The organism is Pseudomonas sp. SZ40 (assembly GCF_052958135.1).
This window is the reverse complement of record NZ_JBQWIF010000012.1, coordinates 100,706-120,587: the sequence shown is the minus strand read 5'-3', so window position 1 is coordinate 120,587 and position 19,882 is coordinate 100,706. Positions and strand designations below refer to the sequence as shown.

The 19,882-nt window shown below is 63.1% G+C and carries 14 protein-coding genes; 12 read left to right on the top strand and 2 right to left on the bottom strand.

The window, feature by feature from the left end:
- The first annotated feature begins 20 nt into the window (after positions 1-20).
- From ACT9T4_RS12260 to ACT9T4_RS12245, 4 genes are read left to right on the top strand one after another with little or no spacing between them, the layout of a single operon-like run.
- On the top strand, positions 21-323 hold the full coding sequence (locus tag ACT9T4_RS12260; RefSeq protein ID WP_042556794.1) for a MazG-like family protein: 303 nt from the start codon (positions 21-23) through the stop codon (positions 321-323).
- On the top strand, positions 323-1,072 hold the full coding sequence (locus tag ACT9T4_RS12255) for a methyltransferase domain-containing protein (RefSeq protein WP_499117165.1): 750 nt from the start codon (positions 323-325) through the stop codon (positions 1,070-1,072). Before ACT9T4_RS12260 ends, ACT9T4_RS12255 begins: the two co-directional genes overlap by 1 nt.
- 26 nt (positions 1,073-1,098) lie before the next feature.
- Positions 1,099-1,716 (top strand): DUF4136 domain-containing protein, encoded by a 618-nt coding sequence (locus tag ACT9T4_RS12250; RefSeq protein ID WP_042556792.1) that lies wholly within the window; start codon positions 1,099-1,101, stop codon positions 1,714-1,716.
- Positions 1,717-1,749: 33 nt separating this feature from the next.
- Entirely contained in the window at positions 1,750-2,313 is a 564-nt protein-coding gene (locus ACT9T4_RS12245; protein ID WP_499117163.1) for a DUF4136 domain-containing protein, read from the top strand.
- A gap of 83 nt (positions 2,314-2,396) precedes the next feature.
- On the opposite strand, the gene ACT9T4_RS12240 is transcribed toward ACT9T4_RS12245, so the two are convergent.
- Complete coding sequence (locus ACT9T4_RS12240; RefSeq protein WP_042556790.1) at positions 2,397-3,332, bottom strand: SdiA-regulated domain-containing protein; 936 nt, start codon at positions 3,330-3,332, stop codon at positions 2,397-2,399.
- Positions 3,333-3,656: 324 nt separating this feature from the next.
- Between ACT9T4_RS12240 and ACT9T4_RS12235 the strand changes: the two genes are divergently transcribed.
- The 8 genes from ACT9T4_RS12235 to trmA all read left to right on the top strand — a co-directional run bounded on the left by ACT9T4_RS12235 (position 3,657) and on the right by trmA (position 15,896).
- Entirely contained in the window at positions 3,657-5,915 is a 2,259-nt protein-coding gene (locus ACT9T4_RS12235; RefSeq protein WP_042556820.1) for an ATP-binding protein, read from the top strand.
- A 16-nt stretch (positions 5,916-5,931) separates the two neighbouring features.
- Positions 5,932-6,417 carry a response regulator gene (locus tag ACT9T4_RS12230; RefSeq protein WP_042556789.1) on the top strand — a complete coding sequence of 162 codons (486 nt, stop codon included), beginning with the start codon at positions 5,932-5,934 and terminating at the stop codon, positions 6,415-6,417.
- A gap of 62 nt (positions 6,418-6,479) precedes the next feature.
- Positions 6,480-8,870, top strand: coding sequence for a PAS domain-containing hybrid sensor histidine kinase/response regulator (locus tag ACT9T4_RS12225; protein ID WP_042556788.1), 2,391 nt, complete (start codon positions 6,480-6,482; stop codon positions 8,868-8,870).
- 116 nt (positions 8,871-8,986) lie between these two features.
- Complete coding sequence (locus tag ACT9T4_RS12220; RefSeq protein ID WP_499117159.1) at positions 8,987-11,098, top strand: ATP-binding protein; 2,112 nt, start codon at positions 8,987-8,989, stop codon at positions 11,096-11,098.
- Positions 11,099-11,296: 198 nt separating this feature from the next.
- On the top strand, positions 11,297-11,590 hold the full coding sequence (locus tag ACT9T4_RS12215) for a hypothetical protein (protein ID WP_042556786.1): 294 nt from the start codon (positions 11,297-11,299) through the stop codon (positions 11,588-11,590).
- A 136-nt stretch (positions 11,591-11,726) separates the two neighbouring features.
- Entirely contained in the window at positions 11,727-12,974 is a 1,248-nt protein-coding gene (locus tag ACT9T4_RS12210) for an MFS transporter (RefSeq protein ID WP_042556785.1), read from the top strand.
- A gap of 296 nt (positions 12,975-13,270) precedes the next feature.
- The gene (locus tag ACT9T4_RS12205) at positions 13,271-14,560 is read left to right on the top strand and encodes an NCS2 family permease (RefSeq protein ID WP_042556784.1); all 1,290 of its coding nucleotides are present in this window, start codon (positions 13,271-13,273) and stop codon (positions 14,558-14,560) included.
- A 238-nt stretch (positions 14,561-14,798) separates the two neighbouring features.
- Positions 14,799-15,896: a tRNA (uridine(54)-C5)-methyltransferase TrmA gene (gene trmA / locus ACT9T4_RS12200; RefSeq protein ID WP_042556783.1), complete on the top strand. Its 1,098-nt coding sequence runs from the start codon at positions 14,799-14,801 to the stop codon at positions 15,894-15,896.
- A gap of 217 nt (positions 15,897-16,113) precedes the next feature.
- Here the strand turns inward: trmA and ACT9T4_RS12195 are convergent, their stop codons facing one another.
- Entirely contained in the window at positions 16,114-19,494 is a 3,381-nt protein-coding gene (locus tag ACT9T4_RS12195; RefSeq protein WP_499117156.1) for a hypothetical protein, read from the bottom strand.
- Between the last annotated feature and the right edge of the window lie 388 nt (positions 19,495-19,882).

Here is a 19,882-nt window from a genome sequence, read left to right as displayed (position 1 = left end):
CTATCGCCTGGGGGCACCGCATGAATATCGCTGAACTCACCGCTCGCCTGCACGCCATCCGTGATCGCAACGACTGGCGCCAGTTCCACGCGCCGAAGAACCTGGCCATGGCGGCCAGCGTGGAAATGGCCGAGCTGGTGGAGATATTCCAGTGGCTCAGCGAGGATCAGTCGCGCAGCCTGCCGGCCGACAAGCTCGAGCATGCCGGGCAGGAAGTCGGTGACGTGGTGCTTTATCTGCTCCTGCTGTGCAGCGAGCTGGGCCTGGACATGGAACAGGTGGTCCGCGCCAAGCTGGCCGACAGCGAACGGCGGTTCAGCTGATGAGTGACCGTCACTTCGACGAGCTGGCGACCCGCTTCGCCGAAAAGATCTATGGCGGCGCCAAGGGCGCTATCCGCCTCGCCGTGCTGCAGGCCGACCTCAGCGAGGCGCTGCCCGAGCGCCCACTGCGGGTGCTCGACGTCGGAGCCGGGCTTGGCCACATGGCCCTGTGGCTGGCCGAGCGCGGCCATCAGGTAACCCTGGCCGAGCCCGCCGAGCCCATGCTGGCTGGCGCCCGCGAGCGCTTCGCCGAGGCGGGTGTCGAGGCAACCTTCCTTCACGCGCCGTGGCAGGAACTGCCGGGGCGCTTCGCGGCGCCCTTCGACCTGGTCATCTGCCATGCAGTGCTCGAATGGCTGGCCGAACCGGCCGCCATTCTCCCGACGCTGCATGACCTGACCGCGCCGGATGGCTGGCTTTCGCTGGCCTTTTACAACAAGGATGCGCTGATCTACCGCAACCTGCTCAAGGGCCACCTGCGCAAGTTGCGCAAGGAAGAGTTCGCTGGCGAAAAGCAGAGCCTGACGCCACAGCGGCCCCTCGATCCACGCGAACTGAAGTCGCAACTTGCCGCTCACTGGCGGGTCGAAGTGGAGAGCGGGGTGAGAGTCTTCCACGATTACATGCCACGGGAATTCCAGGCCAGGGCGGCACTCGCCGACCTGCTGGAAATGGAACTGGCACACCGTCGTCACCCGGCCTTCGCCGGACTCGGACGCTACCTGCACTGGATCTGTCGGCCACGCTGAACGCCTGCTCTGCCAGGAGAACCGCCATGAAACGCATCGCGTTATTGCTGCTCACCACTGCCCTGGCGGCCTGCCAGAGCCAGAACCCGTACACCACGGACTCCGTGCCGATGCCACCGGCCCCGCCAGGTGCAGCCCAACACTTCGACCGCAGTGCCTACCCCGCCGCGCCCCGTGACTATGCGGCCTACCGTAGCTGGGCCTGGCAGCAGCGTCCGGCCGGCAGCGCTTGGGCCAGCGCGGACCTGGTCCAGGATGCGCTCAACAATGCCCTCGATCAGCGCGGCCTGCGCCCCGCCCAGGGCAACGCTGCGGCCGACCTCAAGGTGCGCACGGACACTCGCCTCGAGCGCCGCGTACGCCAGGTCGCCGATAGCTACGACCCCTACTATGGAGGCGGTTATGGCAGTTACGGCAACCGCGGCTATTACGGCAACGGTGTCGGTGTGGGCGCCCGCGTACCGCTGACCAGAACCTATGAAGAAGAAATCGTGGTGGTGCGTATCGACTTCTTCGACGGCCGCAGCGGGGAACAGGTGTGGAGCGGGCAGGCGGAAATGCGCAGCAGCGGCAGCCAATCCGAACGCGCCGAGGCCCTGCGCAAGGCGGTCAGCGACGCTCTTGGCGAATACCCCCCAGCATGACCCCCGCTTTCTGACCGATTCAGGAGAACTCTTATGCGCCGCCTGCCTTTGCTGTTGATCCCCGTCCTGTTGCTGCTGGGCGCCTGCCAGAACCAGCAGATCAACCGTGACTTCGATGCCAGCCGCGACTTCGCCGGCTACCGCAGCTGGAGCTGGCAGGAGCCGGCCGTGCAGTACAAACCCGATGATCCGCGTGTTCGCAGCGACCTGACCGAGCAGCGTCTGCGCAGCGCAGTGAGCGGGCAGCTCGACCAGCGCGGCCTGCGTCCTGCTGCGGCCGGGGCCTCGGGCGATCTGCATGTACAGGTGTGGTTGATCGTCGATCAACGCCAGCAGCAGGTCAGCACCGGATTTGGTGGCGGCTTCGGCGGCTACTGGGGTAATTACTGGGGCGGCCCCGCCTACAATGAAACCCGTACCGTCGATTACAAGGTCGCGACGGTGCAGATCGACCTGTTCGATGCCAAGGACGGCAAACTGGTCTGGCGCGGCAGCGACGAGCGCATCATGCGCAATGACGAGGGCAACCCCGCCCAGCGCGAGACGGTGATCCGTGAAACCGTGGGCCGGGTGCTGAGCCAGTATCCACCGCGCTAGGGCCGCCGAGGCAGTATCCAGTTGGCGCCACCCGCTCCCTTCGCCCGGGGGCGCGGCGCCTGCGCTGAAATGTCCTTGCCGGGCTAACCGCGCCCGAAACGGTAGAACAGGTTGGGTTCGCTGACGATATAGAGGTTGCCTTGATCGTCGAAGGTCATGCCTTCGCCCTGAGGCACGGCCTTTCCGAGGCCGGCGAAGTCGCTGTCCAGGGTACGGAAACCGATCAGTTCACCACTTTCGCCATCCAGCTCCATGATCCGCTTCGACTCGTCGCTGAGCAGCGCCAGGTTGCCGGTGTGTTCGTCGAAGTGAACGGACGACAGATCGGACGCGAATACCGAATCGCGGATCCAGTCGTCGTGATCGATGATTTCAAGGCCGAAATTACCCTTCACGCTGCTTTTGAAACCGCGGATTTCGTAGAGCTTCATGGGCGAATGCTCCTTGACCACGAACAGCCGATCCCGCGCCCGGTCGTAACCCACCCCTTCGAAGCCCTGATTGCCGTCACGCTGGATGCCCAGCGTCAGGGCGCGATAGTCCTCGCGAAACAGCGCCCCGGCGCGTTCCGGTACAGGCACCACCACCAGCGCATGCTCGCGTTCTTCGGCGAGCAGCAGCATGCCATCGCCCAGGTAGGTCACGCCCTCGACATCGCTGAAGCCACTCAGCGGGTAACGCGCGAGCACTTCGCCATCCTTGCTCATGGCCAACAGTTCTTCGGGGTTGTTGAGCACCGCCCACAACTGGTCGCGCTGGTCGTCGTAGCTCAGGGCCGAGAGGTTATCGCTGACGCCACCGACCACCTTGGCGTCGATCTGGACCTTGTACCTGTGGGAAAGCAGGCTGTTCGGTGCCCATTGCGAGATCGCTGGGGTGGTCAGCCAGTAATAGAGGCGGTCGTCCAGGTGCAGAGCGCGCATCTGATAGCCGGCAACGAGCAGGATCAACAACAGCAGCCACGCCCACGGGCGCAGGACGGGCAGACGGGAAAAGGCCCGCTTGGCAGCAGATATCATGGCGATTCTCGAGTTCACGGATGCAGGCAGTCTGCCTGGAGAATGTTGCAGTCCGTCGATAAGACGGGGACCGCTTTGAGAGGCACGCGCGCATGCAAAGTTCCTCGCCGCCCGGCATTCTGCGCGCAGTGACGCAACCCGCGCTCCCCCGCATTACGGTTTACCCGGCCTGCGAGACCGTGCAGACTGACTGTGCAGGGAACTACATACGTGCAGAGAACTTCATGGCGCCATTGCCCCTGGCGACCGCGGCGTCCCTGCCTCCCAACGCATCCGCCCTCGAGACCGCTCATGCAGACCGGCCTGGAACCGAAGGAGAACATCTTGGCGTCCAGCGAAACCATCACTTCATTGAGCAGCGCCATCGCCAACTGCGCCAAGGAACCCATCCATATTCCCGGCAGCATCCAGCCCCAGGGATTTCTGATGGTGTTCCACGAGCAGGCGCTGACGGTACTGCAAGTGAGCGAGAACGTCGCCGAATGGCTGGGCGTGGATCCCGATCAGTTGCTGGGCCGGCATCTGGACGCATTGCTCGAAGACAGCGCCATGCTCGCCGAGCGTCTGGAGCAGCTGTCTCACGATGAAACCACGCCATTCCACGTCGGCGACGTGCGGTTCCGTGAGGGCAGTCGCAACGGCCAGTTGATCGCCATGATGGTGCACCGCTACGACGGCGTGCTGATCGCCGAGTTCGAGCCGACCAGCAACGTGATCGCGGCCTACAACAACCTCTATCCGGTGGTGCGCACCTTCATCGGCCATTTGCAGGACGCTGACGATGTCGACGAGCTGTGCCGCCTGTCGGTCGACGAAGTCAAACGCATCACCGGTTTCGGCCGGGTCAAGGCCTACAGCTTCGATGCCGAGGGCAATGGCCTGGTGCTCGCCGAACGTGTCGACCCGGGTTATCCGAGCTACCTCGGCCTGAGCTTTCCTGCCGCAGACATTCCGCCCCAGGCGCGCGCCCTGTACGTCGGCAACCGCATTCGGGTGATCGAGGATGCCAACTACCAGCCGTCGCCACTGCGCCCGGCGCTCAACCCGCTGACCGGCAAACCACTGGATCTGAGCTACGCCGCGCTGCGCAGCGTGTCGCCGGTGCACCTGCAGTACATGCGCAACATGCAGACCATCGCTTCGATGTCGATTTCCATCGTGGTCGAAGGGCAGCTCTGGGGGTTGATCTCCTGCCACCATGCCGAAGCCCGCTCGGTGGGTTTCCAGACCCGCACCGCCTGTGAGCTGCTGGGGCGCATGTTGTCGCTGCAGGTCGAAGCGAAGATCGCTCAGGCGCGCACCCAGCATCTGCTGCAGTTGCGCCAGCAGATCGTGCAGATGCTCTCTGCCATGGCCGACCGCGACAGTATCAGCGACGGGTTGCTGTCACTGCCCGATACCTTCTTGAACTTCGCCCAGGCCAGTGGGGGAGCGATCATTTCCGCGTCGCGTTGCGACCTGCTTGGGCAAACGCCGCCACGCGACCAGGTCAACGCGCTGGTGCACTGGTTAGGTGCACGAACCGGCGAAGACCTGTTCCAGACCGACAACGTCAGTCGCGACATTCCGGAGCTGCCTGGGCTCGCCAAACATGTCGGCGGCCTGCTGGCCGTCGCCATCTCCGAGCTGCACTCGCATTACCTGATCTGGTTCAAGCCGGAGCAGACGCGCATCGTCACCTGGGCTGGCAAGCCAGAGAAGTCGATCAGCTCCAGCGGCGTGCTCAACCCGCGCAACAGCTTTGCGCGCTGGCAGGAAGACATCGGTGGTTTTTCCACCCCCTGGCACGCACAGGAACCGGAAAGCGCGCTGGAGCTGCGCAACGCGGTGCTTGGCATCGTACTGCGCAAAGCCGAGGAAATGGCCCAACTGGCCAGCGACCTGAAGAAATCCAACAAGGAACTGGAGGCCTTTTCCTACAGCGTCTCCCACGACCTGCGCGCGCCACTGCGGCATATCGCCGGTTATGCGGAGCTGCTCGGTGATTTCGAAGGTAGCAACCTGTCGGAGCGCGGCGTGCGCTTCCTCGATCACATCAGCGAGTCGGCTCGGTTTGCCGGCACCCTGGTGGACAACCTGCTGAGCTTCTCGCAGATGGGCCGCTCGGCGTTGCGCTTCTCCGACGTCAACCTGCAGGCTCTGGTCGACTCGATTCGCGAGGAGATGAAGCCAGACTACCAAGGACGCAACCTGGAATGGCACGTGCGACCACTACCGATGGTGATCGCCGACGCTGTGTTTCTGCACCTGGCGCTGCGCAATCTGCTGGCCAACGCCATCAAGTACAGTCGCGATCGCAATCCGGCGGTGATCGTCATCGGCGCCCAGGAGGACGATGACGAGGTCGTGGTGTTCGTACGCGACAATGGCGTCGGCTTCAATATGGAGTACGCCGACAAACTGTTCGGGGTTTTCCAGCGCCTGCACCGCATGGAAGAATTCGAAGGCACAGGCATAGGCCTGGCCAGCGTACGACGTATAATCGAGCGCCACGATGGTAGAGTCTGGGCAGAGGGCACAATTGACCAGGGCGCCACCTTTTACTTCGCGTTACCCAAACGCCACCACCCCGCGCTTTCTTGACGGGAAGAGGACTTGAATGCTCAAACCGATTTTGTTGGTCGAAGACAACCCCCACGATCTGGAACTGACGCTGATCGCGCTGGAGCGTAGTCAACTGGCCAATGACGTGATCGTCATGCGTGACGGCGCCGAGGCGCTGGATTATCTGTTTCGTCGCGGCGCCCATGCCGACCGCCTGCCCGGCAACCCGGCGATCATGATGCTCGACCTCAAGCTGCCCAAGGTGGACGGCTTGCAAGTGCTGGAGACGGTTCGCGAATCGTCTGAATTGCGCAGCATTCCCATCGTCATGCTCACCTCCTCGCGTGAAGGCCCTGACTTGCAGCGTGCCTACGAATTGAATGTGAACGCTTACGTGGTCAAGCCGGTCGAATTCAAGGCCTTCGTGTCTGCGATTTCCGATCTCGGTGTATTCTGGGCGGTGCTCAACGAGCCGCCTCCTGGCTCGCTGCGTCTGCACCGACGCAGTTCAGAGACCGAGTCGGAATCCGACGGCGACTGACGATCAATACGCTTTCGCTTGAAGCGCGGGCCTACTCCAGACAGTAACTGACGACCCATTCCATGCCGCTCGAGCCCCTGAAACTGCTGTTCATCGAAGACAGTCCGCGTGATGCGGAACTGGCCCTGCTAGCGCTGGAACGCAATGGACTGTTGGTCGACAGCACTTTGGTCTATGACCATCAGGCGGCCGAACTCGCACTGCAGAAAGACAGCTTCGACCTGATTCTTTCCGACTACCTGCTGCCGGGATCGTCAGGGGCTCAGGCACTGGAAGTGGCGCGCCGCCTGGCACCACAAACGCCCTTCATTTTCCTGTCCGGTATGTTCGGTGAAGAACACGCCGTGGAGATGATGCGCCTCGGTGCCGTCGATTACGTGCTCAAGCAGAATCTGCCATTCCTGCCCAAGGCCATCGACCGGGCCATGGCCGAGGTCAACGAGCGCCATGAACGCAGGCGCGTTGAAGATACCCTGCAAGCGGTCGAAGCCCGCGCCCGAATGGCCATTGGTGCAGCACGCATGGGCATGTGGGATTACGTGCCAGCGACCGACAGCATGATCTGGGACGAACGCTGCAGGGCGCTCTATGAGCTGGATGCGGACGATGACGTCGGCATGGCGGTCTTCTACGAGCGCTGCCACCCCGATGATCGCCTGCAGTTGCGCAAACAGGTTGCCGAAGCGCTGTCCAAAGACACCGGCAACGAGTTCCAGGCCGAATTCCGCCTGCCCTTGAGCAATGGCAGCGAACGCTGGATTTCCGCCCGCGGTCAGGCTTTTTTCGACCAGGGAACCTGCACGCGCTTCCTCGGTGTGCTGCATGACATCACCGAACAGAAGCAGGCCAACGAAGCCCTGCTGCGCCTCAACGACATGCTCGGTGAGCGCGTCGAGAAGCGTACCCGCGAGCGTGACCGCAACTGGGAGCTGTCTCGTGACCTGCTCGCGGTGCTGCGCTTTGACATGCATCCCAGCGCGCTCAACCCGGCCTGGGAACAAACCCTCGGCTGGTCGCGTCAGGAGCTGATCCAGGGGCCGCTCTGGGAGTTGGTGCATCCCGAAGACCTCACCGACACGTTGCAACAGATCGAGCAAGTGACCTCGGAGAACGTATCGGTACGCTTCGTCAACCGCGTGCGCCATGCCAATGGCGACTACCACTGGCTGTCCTGGATTCTGGTGCGCGACGACGACCTGCTCTACGCCGCGGTGCGCGACATCACCCATGAACGGGCGGTAGTGGAAGAGCTGGCCGCGACCAACCAGCAGCTGCGCGAACAGATCGCCGAACGCGAACGCGTCGAGGCGACCCTGCAACAGATGCAGCGCCTCGAGGCGGTCGGCCAGCTCACCGCCGGCGTTGCCCACGACTTCAACAACCTGCTGACGGTGGTGCTGACCAGCACCAGCTTCCTGATCCGCGACCTGGAAAAGGGCAACCTGGACAAGGCCCGCAACCGTCTGCAGAACATCACCGATGCCGGCGAGCGCGGCGCCAAGCTCACCGGCCAGTTGCTGGCCTTCTCGCGGCGCCAGCGCCTGGTGCCGGAAGCGGTCAACCTGGGCGAAACCGTGCTCGGCATGCTGGAACTGCTCAAGAGCACCCTGGGCGGCAGCGTACTGATCGAAACCACGACCGAACCCGGACTGTGGCACGCACGGGTCGACCCGACGCAGATCGAACTGATCATCCTCAATCTGGCGATCAATGCCCGTGATGCCATGGTGATAGGCGGCACGCTGCGCCTGGGCACCAGCAACGAGGTCATCACCGAGACGCCACGCCGCCCGGAAGACCCGGAGCCCGGCGACTACGTGGTGCTGTCGGTCCAGGATTCCGGTAGCGGCATGAGCGAGGCGGTGCTGGCCAAAGCCTTCGAACCCTTCTTCACCACCAAGGAGATCGGCAAGGGCTCGGGTCTTGGCCTGGCCCAGGTGTTCGGTTTTGCCAAACAGTCGGGTGGGGGCGCCCGCATCCTCACGGAAATGGGCGTTGGCACCACGGTCAAGGTATACCTGCCGGGCCTGCGCAATGTCATACAGCCCGATGATGCCATCTCCAGCCAACCGCTACCGGTTGCCGAACATGGTGCACAACGGACGATTCTGCTCGTCGATGACGATCCACGCGTACGCGAAGTTACCGCACTGACGCTGGACGCCCTGGGCTATCAGGTACGCGAAGCGGAAAGCGGTGCGCAGGCCCTGAGCAAGCTCGACGGCGAAATCGACCTGCTGCTGGCAGACTTCGCCATGCCTGGCATGAACGGCGCCGAACTGGCGCAGATCGCTCGCCAGCGTTACCCGGCATTGCCGGTGGTGTTCGTTACCGGCTATGCCGAACTGGGCGGGCTTGACGCCGATGAAGCCTTCATCGTGCAGAAGCCTTACCGCAGCGAAGAACTGGCGGAAAAGCTCCAGTATGCCTTCGCCAGCTGCAAGTCCAGCTGAATACGCAGCCTGCGACTGGTGGCAAGCCCTTGCCATCGGTCACGGCGCAACGGCGCTCCATGCACGGGTGGCGCCGTTGCGCTAGCCTGTCCCGACCACTGCTCGCGACCTAGATCATGCCCTCAGAATCCTGCCTATTTGCCGGCCAGTCCGGTGACACCGTCGACATCATCCGACGCTTCGATTGGGCCGCCACTTCGCTCGGCCCGATCAACCAGTGGCCGGACGTGCTGGTCAGCAGCACGCGCCTGATCCTCTCCTCGCCAACGCCCATCGTGCTGCTGTGCGGGCCGAGTGGCGTGCTGATCTACAACGACGCCTACGCGACCTTCGCGGGCCTGCGCCACCCGGAAATCTTCGGTGTGCCCGCCGAAGAGGCCTGGCCGGAGATCGCCGATTGGAACCGACACGTGATCGCCACGGGCCTGGCGGGCAAATCGATATCCCAGGAAAACCTCTACCTGCCGCTGCGCCGCCCGGGCCTGCAGGACGATGCCTGGATGAACCTGTACTTCAACCCGCTGCTCGATGCCCAGGGCAACTCGCACGGCATGATGTGCATCGCGGTGGAAACCACCCAACAGATGGTCGCCACCCAGCAACGGGCCCAGGCCGAAGCCGAGTTGCGCACGGCCAACGAGCGTATCGAACTGGCGCTGAATGCCGGCGCAGTGCTTGGCACCTGGGTATGGGACGTTCCCAACGACAGCGTCAGCGGCGATGAGCGATTCGCCCGGGTCTTCTCCATCGACCCGCAGGAAGCCCGCCAGGGCATGAAGCTGGAACGCGTTACGCCGGCCATCCACCCAGACGACCGCTCCAGGGTTGAAGCCTTGATCGCGCGGACCATGCAGACGGGCGGCGACTACCGTGCCGAATACCGCCTGCTGCAGCCAGACGGCAGTTACCGCTGGACCGAAGCGAACGGCCACTGCGAACTGGCGGCGGATGGCACACCCCTGCGTTTCCCCGGCGTGCTGATCGATATCGAAAAGCACAAGCAGACCGAATTGGCCCTGCGCCAGTTGACCCAGAACCTCGAAGAGCGTGTCAGCGAAGCGGTGCTGCAGCGCACCCAGGCCGAGGAACTGCTGCGCCAGGCGCAGAAGATGGAAGCCATCGGTCAGCTCACGGGCGGTATCGCCCACGACTTCAACAACCTGCTGGCAGGTATTCTCGGCAGCCTGGAGCTGATCCAGCGCAAACTGCCGGCCGCTGAAAACCCAATACTGATGAGGTTCGTCGAGGCTGCCATCGCCTCGGCCAACCGCGGCGCCTCACTGACCCACCGCCTGCTGGCCTTCGCCCGCCGTCAGTCGCTGGACATGCGTCCGGTGGAGGTCAATGCCCTGGTGCAGGCCATCAAGGAACTGCTGACCCGAACCCTGGGTGAGCAGATCAAACTGGAAATCCAGCTGGCCGAAGACCTGTGGCCGACCCGCAGCGATGGTCATCAACTGGAAAATGCGCTGATCAACCTGGCCATCAACGCCCGTGACGCCATGCCCGACGGCGGCACGCTGCGCGTCGAGACCCGCAATACGCAGCTCAGCGAGGCGGACGCGAAGAACCACCAGGTGCCGGCTGGCGACTACCTGCTGCTGGCGGTCAGCGACACCGGCTGCGGCATGTCCCAGGAGATCATTCGCCACGCCTTCGAGCCATTCTTCACCACCAAACCGATCGGCCAGGGCACCGGCCTGGGTCTGTCGATGGTCTATGGCTTCGTGAAACAGACCGGCGGCTACCTGCAACTGGAAAGCCAGGTCGACCGCGGCACCACCCTGAACCTCTACCTGCCACGCCTGCACATCGCGCCGGCCGAGCCGACCCACACCGCACCGCTGCCAGCGCCACGGGGCACCGGCGAGCGGATTCTGGTGGTGGAGGATGACAAGGTGGTGCGCATGCTGATCGTCGAGGTACTCGAAGAGCTCGGCTACCAGCTGATTCAGGCTGGCGACGCGCAGAGCGCTTTGAGCCTCTTGGAACAGCACTGGCCGCTCGACCTGCTGCTCACCGATGTCGGCCTGCCCGGCATGAACGGCCGTCAGCTCGCCGACGCCGCACGCTATCGACAGCCGAACCTCAAGGTGCTGTTCGCCACCGGCTACGCCGAGGGTGCCGAGGTGCGCGACGGCTACCTGAGCAGCGGCATGGAGATGATCGCCAAGCCGTTCTCGTTCGAGGCCTTGGCGAGCAAGATCAAGACGATGCTCGAGGGCTGATCTTCAGCACCAGGGCGCGGCGCAGGCGATCGGGCCAATACGCCATCTGCAAACTCCGGGAACTCCACCACCGGCAGGCAGCCCAATATGCCAGCACGGCGGTTTTGTGGCCCCTCCCTGGTTGCCCCGCCGCAAGCGACGTCGGCAATCGCTCCCGGCCATTTCTGACCGTCTCCTCTGTTTTCCAGGAATCTGTCCATGCGCGTAGAAGGCTTTTTCGAATCCCTCGGTGAGGCGTTCGGTTCGTTCATCCGCTTCATCGTCGATGCCCTGAGTGGCGTGATCGCCCTGCTGGGTGGCGCGGTGGCGAGCTTCATCGATGGTATGTCCGGGGCGCTGGGCGTGACCCCGTCGCTGCTCAGCATCGGCGTGCTGCTGATCGGCCTGATCCTGCTCTACAGCGCCGTACGCTCGTTCATGCGCGGCTCGGTGATCGCCGGGCTGATCTGGCTGTTCCTCGGTTTGTGGCTACTCAGCGGTCTGATTCGCTAGAGCCTCGAAACATCCCGTCCTGGGCGGGATGCCCCGCGGCCAGTTGCTCCTCGTCGCGGCCTGAAGCTTCTTGCATCCAAATGTTACAGAGGACGTGCTAGTCTGGGCGGCCACCGTTAGCCGCCTAAGTATTCCAATGTCCGTTCATGGTCAGTTGCTGCTGCGTCATCACACGCCCTTCATTCGCTTCTGGCTGGCGCGGGTGTTCACCGCCAGCGGCTTTCAGATGCTCACCGTGGCCATCGGCTGGCAAATGTACAGCCTCACCGGCAACGTGCTCGATCTGGGCCTGGTCGGTTTGGTGGAGTTCCTGCCGAAGATCCTCTTCATCCTGCTGACCGGCCACGTCGCCGACCGTTTCGACCGTCGCAAGGTCGCGGCGCTGTGCCAGTGCGGCCAGGCTGCAGTCGCCATCACCCTGCTGATCGGCAGCAGCACGAGCAGCCTGACCCGCGAGATGATCTTCCTCATCGCCTTCATGATGGGCACGGCACGGGCCTTCGAGATGCCCACCACCCAGGCACTGCTGCCGAACATCGTGCCGCCCGGCCTGTTCCCTGCCGCCGTGGCCGCCTCCAGCTCGGCGATGCAGACCGCGACCATCGTCTCCCCCGCCCTCGGCGGCGTGCTCTACGCGGTGGCACCGGCCTGGGTATACGGCCCCGCGCTGGTGCTGTACATGATCGCCATGGCCCTGATGCTCAGCCTGCCGTCGCAGCAGAAGCCGCTGAAGCAGAAGATCTCGGTGGAATCGCTGCTGGCCGGCTTCCGCTTCATCCGCAGCCGCCCGGAAGTGTTCGGCGCCATCTCCATGGACATGTTCGCCGTGCTGCTCGGCGGCGCCACCGCGCTGCTGCCGGTGTTCGCCAAGGACATCCTGCTCACCGGCCCCTGGGGCCTCGGCCTGCTGCGGTCGGCGCCGGCCGTAGGTGCACTGTTGATGTCGATCTACCTGGCGCGCCATCCCATCGAGCGGCGGGTCGGCCCGGTGATTCTCGGTTCGGTGGCGATTTTCGGCGTGGCGACCATCGGTTTCGGGCTGTCCACCTCGCTGTGGTTCAGCCTGGCGACCCTGGTGCTGCTCGGCGCGGCGGATATGGTCAGCATGGTGATCCGCGGTGCCTTCGTGCAACTGCAAACGCCGGACGAGATGCGCGGCCGGGTTGGCGCGGTGAACAGCCTGTTCATCGGCGCCTCCAACCAGCTCGGCGACTTCCGCGCCGGCGTCAGCGCCGCCTGGTTCGGCACCGTACCGGCCGTGCTGATGGGCGGCGTCGGCGCCATCGCCATCAGCGTGTTGTGGATCAAACTGTTCCCGGCGCTGTCGAGCCGCGACCGTATCCATGATCCGCTGGTGGGTGACGAAAAACCGCAAGGGCGGTAGAACGGCAAGAGCGGCCGGCCGGTGACAATGTGGGAGTGGGCGGGGACGCCCGGTCCTCCATGCCCATGACTTTTCGCGCGCGTGGCGCGCTCCCACAGGCAGCGAGACCAACGGCCGGTATCACCACACGTTTGCCGCTACCAATCGGACGAATCTGTCCGTTCGGGCATGATTCCAGCCTGCAAACGAACTGCTATGATGCCGCGCTTTCGAGAACCGGCAATCCTTGGCATGTGAAGTGCTTCGCCTGGGTTCTGCACCTATCAACACGCGTCCGCTGCCCCTCGGAGCCCCTCATGCTGGAAAGACTGTTCCAACTCAAAGCGCACAACACCAACGTGCGCACCGAAATACTCGCGGGGGTCACGACCTTCCTGACCATGGCCTACATCCTGTTCGTCAACCCGAGCATCCTCGGCGAAACGGGCATGGACAAGGGCGCGGTGTTCGTCGCCACCTGCCTGGCGGCCGCTTTCGGTTCCGCGGTGATGGGCCTGATCGCCAATTACCCGATCGCGCTGGCACCGGGCATGGGCCTCAACGCCTTCTTCACCTATACCGTGGTGATGGGCATGGGCCACACCTGGCAGGTCGCACTGGGTGCGGTGTTCCTGTCGGCGTGCCTGTTCTTTCTGCTGTCGATCTTCAAGATCCGCGAATGGATCATCAACAGCATTCCGCTGGAGCTGCGTTCCGCCATTGCCGCTGGCATCGGCCTGTTCCTGGCACTGATCGCCCTGCAGAACGCCGGCATCGTCGCCGCCAACCCTGCGACCATGGTCGGTCTCGGCGATCTGGGCTCGCCCGCGGCACTGCTGGCGATTCTCGGTTTCTTTCTGATCATCGGCATGGAGGCGCTGCGCATCACCGGCGCGGTGCTGATCAGCATCCTGGTGGTCACCGGGCTGAGCATTCTGCTCGGGGTCAGCGAGTTCGGCGGCCTGGTGTCGATGCCGCCCTCCCTGGCACCGACCTTCATGCAGCTGGATATTGCCGGGGCGCTGGATGTCGGCCTGATCAGCGTGATCTTCGCCTTCCTGTTCGTCGACCTGTTCGACAACTCCGGCACCCTGATCGCCGTGGCCAAGAAAGCCGGGCTGATGCGCAAGGACGGTCACCTGCCGAAGATGGGCCGCGCCCTGATCGCCGACAGCACTGCAGCCCTGGGCGGCTCGCTGCTGGGTACCTCGACCACCACCAGCTACATCGAATCGGCGGCTGGCGTCAGCGCTGGCGGGCGCACCGGGCTGACCGCCATCGTGGTCGCCATTCTGTTCCTGTTCGCCCTGTTCTTCGCCCCGCTGGCCGGCAGCGTGCCAGCCTTCGCCACCGCGCCAGCGCTGCTGTTCGTCGCCGTGCTGATGGCTTCCGGCATGGCCGAGATCGAATGGAGCGACATCACCGTGGCCGCCCCCGTGGTAGTCACTGCCCTGGCGATGCCGCTGACCTACTCGATCGCTACCGGCATCGCCTTCGGCTTCATCACCTGGGTCGCCGCCAAGACCCTGGCCGGGCGTTTCCGTGAACTCAATGGCATGTTGGTGGCGCTGGCTATCTTCTGCGTGATCAAGCTGGCGTTGTTCTGAGATTTCGCCTCCGATCAGGCATTCGCTCATCGGTGGGCTGAAGCCCACCCTACGCAGCTCACTGCCACCCGATCGGTCATGTAGCTCCCACAGGTAATGCATCGATCGTTCCCACGCTCTGCGTGGGAATGCCTCCCCCGACGCTCCGCGTCACGCAGCGCAGATGATCGACGGTGACGGCACGCCGGCAGCGGAATCGCTACAATGGCGCCCCGTTTTCCTGCCGCACGAGTGACCGATGAGCCGTCCCGCATTCGACCCCGCCGCCTACGACGCCCAACTCGCCGAGAAAAAGGCTCGCCTGGTGGAGCTGCTGGCGCCCTTCGCCGCCCCGGAGCCCGAGGTGTTCGAATCGCCGCGCGAGTACTACCGCCTGCGTACCGAATTCCGCCTGTGGCGCGAAGCCGGCAGCGAGAATCGTCACTACGCGATGTTCGAAGCCGGTGACAAGCACAGTCCGATCTTCTTCGAAGACTTCCCCATCGCCAGCCTGCGCATCAATGCGCTGATGCCGCGCCTCAAGGCCGCCTGGCAGGCCAGCCAGACGCTGGGCTTCAAGCTGTTCCAGGTGGAGTTCCTCACCACCCTGACCGGCGATGCGCTGATCACCCTCTGCTACCACCGCCCTCTGGACGATGCCTGGGAGGCTGCCGCCAAAGTGCTCGCCGACGAGCTGGATGTGAGCATCGTCGGCCGTTCGCGGGGCAAACGCATCGTGGTTGGACGCCCCTATGTGGAAGAACGACTGGACGTGGCTGGCCGTACCTTCCGCTACCGCCAGCCAGAGGGAGCCTTCACCCAGCCCAATGGCGAGGTGTGCCAGAAGATGCTGGGCTGGGCCTACGACGTACTCGGCGAACGCGAAGACGATCTGCTGGAACTGTATTGCGGCAACGGCAACTTCACCCTGCCGCTGGCTACCCGCGTGCGCAAGGTGCTGGCCACCGAGATCAGCAAGACGTCGGTCAATGCGGCACTGGCCAACCTGGCCGACAACGCGATCGACAACGTCACCCTGGTGCGACTCTCCGCCGAGGAGTTGACCGAAGCGCTCAACGAGGTTCGCCCGTTCCGTCGCCTGGCCGAGATCGACCTGAAGAGCTATGACTTCGGCAGCGTGTTCGTCGACCCACCCCGTGCCGGCATGGACACCGACACCTGCGAGCTGACCCGCCGCTTCGAGCGCATCCTGTACATCTCTTGCAACCCGGAAACCCTGGCGCAGAACATCGCCCAGTTGCACGACACCCACCGCATCGAGCGCTGCGCGCTGTTCGACCAGTTCCCCTATACCCACCACATGGAATCAGGGGTGCTGCTGGTTCGTCGTCGTTAAGGCGATAGCGGACCTTCGATTTGGTGGGCTAAAGCCCACCCTACAGCTGAATGGTGGGAGTAGAAGCTCGGTCTACATTCTGTGGGAGCGGGCCATGCCCGCGAAAAAATCGCGGGCATGGCCCGCTCCCACAGGTACTGCACCGATGACCTCTATCGCCTTGAAACAGTCATCTTAATGGCCCGCACGCTCCAGCGTGCGGGCCGTTAGCGCGTTATCAGCTGACCTGTTCCAGCCACTTGTCGACGTCCTTGCGGCTGATCTTGCCGTCGGCTTTGACGTTGTTGGGATGGAAACGGATGGTGTCGAGGAATTCGAAGAATTCCTTGTTATCCATCAGGAACTGCACGGCCTCGATGTCTTCCCTGGAGTTGTCGAAGCGGTCGTCGCCCTTGAGCAGCTTGTTGAAGTCCTTGTCGCTGACGATATCGTCGCTGCCTTGCCATTGCTCCCAGTTGTCGACGATGCGGTCGATCTTGTCCTTGTTCTCGCGATAGAACTCGGCGTCGAACTTGCCGCTGTAGGTCACCAGATCCGGCATGCTGTCGCGGAACCAGTCATTGCCGATACGCCCTTTCTCCTCGACCTTCTCGGTGAACGCCTTGAAGTGCTCGGGCTGGGCTTCCCACACCGGGATGTCCTCGGGGTACCAGGCGTCGAAACGGTCCTCGTACTTGCCCTCGTAGTACTTGTATTCGTAGCTCATGTGAACAAGATAATTGAGCTTGTCGCCCCACTCCTTCTCGAGCACGCCATCCTTGTCCAGTTCGCGGAAGTAGTCGCGCACCTTCTCGACCGTCTCTTCGCTTTTCTTCAGTGCAACCACCCCACCGATAATGGCGCCGATGAAGCCGAGCACGGCCCCCACACCTCCGGCAGCGGCAGCGACGACACCGGCAACGGCCCCTGAGCCAACGCCAATGGCGGCGGCAAGCCCGGCGCCGCCCATGACCAGGCCGGCCGTACCGCCAACCAGTTGCAGACTCTTGGCCGCGAACTCCTCGGGCGTGCCGCCTTCCTTGCGCAGCTTGTCGATGCCCATGCCACCGAGTACCAGGTCGAGCACCCCGCCAGCTACATCGGCGATACCGCCAACGGTCGACAACGCACCACCGACCCAACGTAAGCGGTCGGCCTCCGGAATGTCCTTCGTATTCGGATTGCTGCTGCCAATGTTGGTGATGTTCTTTTTCACCTCTTCCTGCTGCTCGGCAGGCAATTGCTCGATGATGTCTTCGATCGATGGGCGAGAATCGCGCGTATGGGCGTCGAAGTCCTTCCAGAAAGATTCCGGCGTGAACTTGTCGCCAAAATCGATTTCCGGCAATTTATCGAGTTTTTTCTGGATTTCCTTGAGCTCAATGGCCTCCGATTCGGGGGCATCCTTCGGCTTGAAATGCTTGTCCCAGACGGTTTCTTTGAGGCTCTTGCCGAGCCCGAGAGAATCGGCGGCTCCCGGTTTGCGGAACAGCTCTTCATACGCGCCGGTGACCATGGTGGCCATTGGCGAGATCATGCTGATGGTGGTGACGAAGTTCTTCGCCGCCTCGATGCGCTCGGCCGGTGTCTCGCCGAAATTCAGGCCGCCATCGGCGAGTTTGTAGATACCCGCGACCATCGAGATCAGCCCGGCGCTGGAGCTCAGCACGCCCGTCTTGCCGAGCTTTCCGAGCACGCCGGCGGCACCGTCGCGTTCGGCCAGCGGAACCTTCTCGACAGCCTTTTCGATTTTCTCGGCAGTGATGGCGCCGGACTGCCCGGAAGGATCGGCGATGCTCGCCTTGGCGCTGTCCTTGAGCAATTGGGTCAGCGGCCCGCGGGAGCTCTCCACCGAGGTGACGAGCTTCTGCTCCTCGGCATTCAACTCGGGCTTGGCCTGGCCGCTCTCCTTGCCGCCGCCAAAGAAGTAGTTGTAGATATCGGTACCGCGTTTGGTCCCCAGCACCGACGTCATCAGGGTGGTCAGCAGGGTGGACACCATGTCGCTGGTGGCCTTGTCGACGTTCTCTTCGCCGACCCCCTCCAGGCCGTCCTTGTACAGTTCGTTGAGCTGTTCGATGGGAATACCGAACTTGTATTCGGTGTCGATCTGCGCTGCCAGTTCGGGATCCAGAAGGCTCAGCGACTGCATGTCCGATGAATAGCGGGCTGCCGCACCTTCGGGGTTGTCCTTCGCCAGCGCTTCCATGGCCTTCTTGTACTCGGGATCGCGCAAGCTGTCGGCCAACTTGTCCTTGAAGCCGTCCTTGTCCTCGACCTTGTCGATGGCCTCCTTGAGCAGGCGGTCGTTGTCGGCGGCGATGTCCGGGTCGGTCATCAACGCCAGCAGCTCTTCGCCCAGCTTGCCCTCGTCGACCAGGCCGCGCATTTCAGCCGCGCTCATTTCCTTGGGGTCCTTGCCATAGCTGGTGTTGGTGGTGCCGGCGAAGGCGCCATCCTCGGTGACATAAGGCAGGAACTGGAAACCGCCGTTGAGCATGGCCCGCGCCTCCAGCAGGCGCAGATACTTGGCTTCCTTGGAGTCGTCCGGCTTGTCCTTGTATTGCTCCTTGAGCTTCTCGTAATACAGCTCGCCGACGGTTTTCGGCTTGCCATCCTTTTTCTCGCTGGTCTCGGCCAGCATCAGGTCGGTGTCCTTGGCCGGTGGTAGATCGCGATCCTCGAAGGCCTTGTCCACGGCCCCCTGCTGCTTCTCTACCTGTGAACCTTCCAGATTGGCGAAGTGCTCGGGGGTGACACTTTCGATGACGATGAACTTGCCACGCCGGGGCGTTTCGACGGCGAGTACGCCAGGAGCCAGGGACTCCACCTTGGTATCGTCGGTGAGCACTGGAATGTCGTCCCGGGCGCTCATCACCTTGTAGCCTTCGTCGTCGATCTTGTTCTCGATCTTGTCACGTACCTCGGCGAGCTCCTTCACCCTCTTGTAGGCCTCGGGGGATACCTCCTTGGATACCGCGTACTTCTTGCCATCTGCGGTGGTGAAGAGTGCGGTGTCGTTCGCGCCATAGGCACCGCTGTCGTCGACGGTCAGTTGAAAGCCGTTGCCGGGGTGATACACCGAGGCACTCATGTCCATGTAGCCGTCTTCGATGAAGCGCAGATCGCCCAGCTCGGGAATCTGCTCGCCCGAGGTGACCACTTCGAAACCGCCGGCTTCGCGCTGGCCCAGCCAGATTTCGTGCTCGTCGGACAGCCCTTTCTCCGTCCAGGCCGGGGGGCCCTTGACGTCGCCAGCGTCCATCTTTTCCTTGGCGACCTCATGCAGGCGCGGATTGACGCCCGCGTGCACCAGCACCTGATCGCCATTTTTCATGGTCACCAGCAGCAGGTCGTCCCATAACATCAGGCGATGGCCGCTGGAAGACAGCCATTCGCTCTCGACGTTGGCGATGTCTTCTTCCTTCCACTGGTGGTTGCTCTCGGCCAACGGCGGCTTGCCGTCCAGGTAGGGGCCACGGTGCTCCTTGTAAGCCTCGATGCCTTCCTTATCGAGCTGCCCGCCCTTGTTCTGCGCCTCGCGCAGCTTGTCATCGAAATCACTGTCACCGGTTTGCCCGGTCACTCCTTCTGGTCGTGTTGTATCGATGGTGCTCATCGGCGTCTGCGCTCCAGCTCGATAAGTGGACAAGGTCGCAAAACCGGATGGCGATCCTTGTGCAAAAGAGAGTGCCTGTGGCACTTGTTGAACGGCGCAGAGCTGTGCGTGACGACTCGCGAAATGACGAAAACGAGAACGGCGCACGCAAAAAGTCAGGACCTGCGGCTCCCTCATTCAAGCAATCGTCACATTGATGTAACAACCTGATCGCGACGGATTTCGCAGCTTTTCACAGCACCACATGGCCCTTAACAGGATGCAGGGGCGGCGCTGAACGGACTGTCAGGAGTACCGCGACATGCCAGCTCATTCGTGCTCGATCGACCTCGCCGCGGACGGATTTCCGAACGCGTTTTCGGCCGTTATCCGATTTCCCGAACGCACG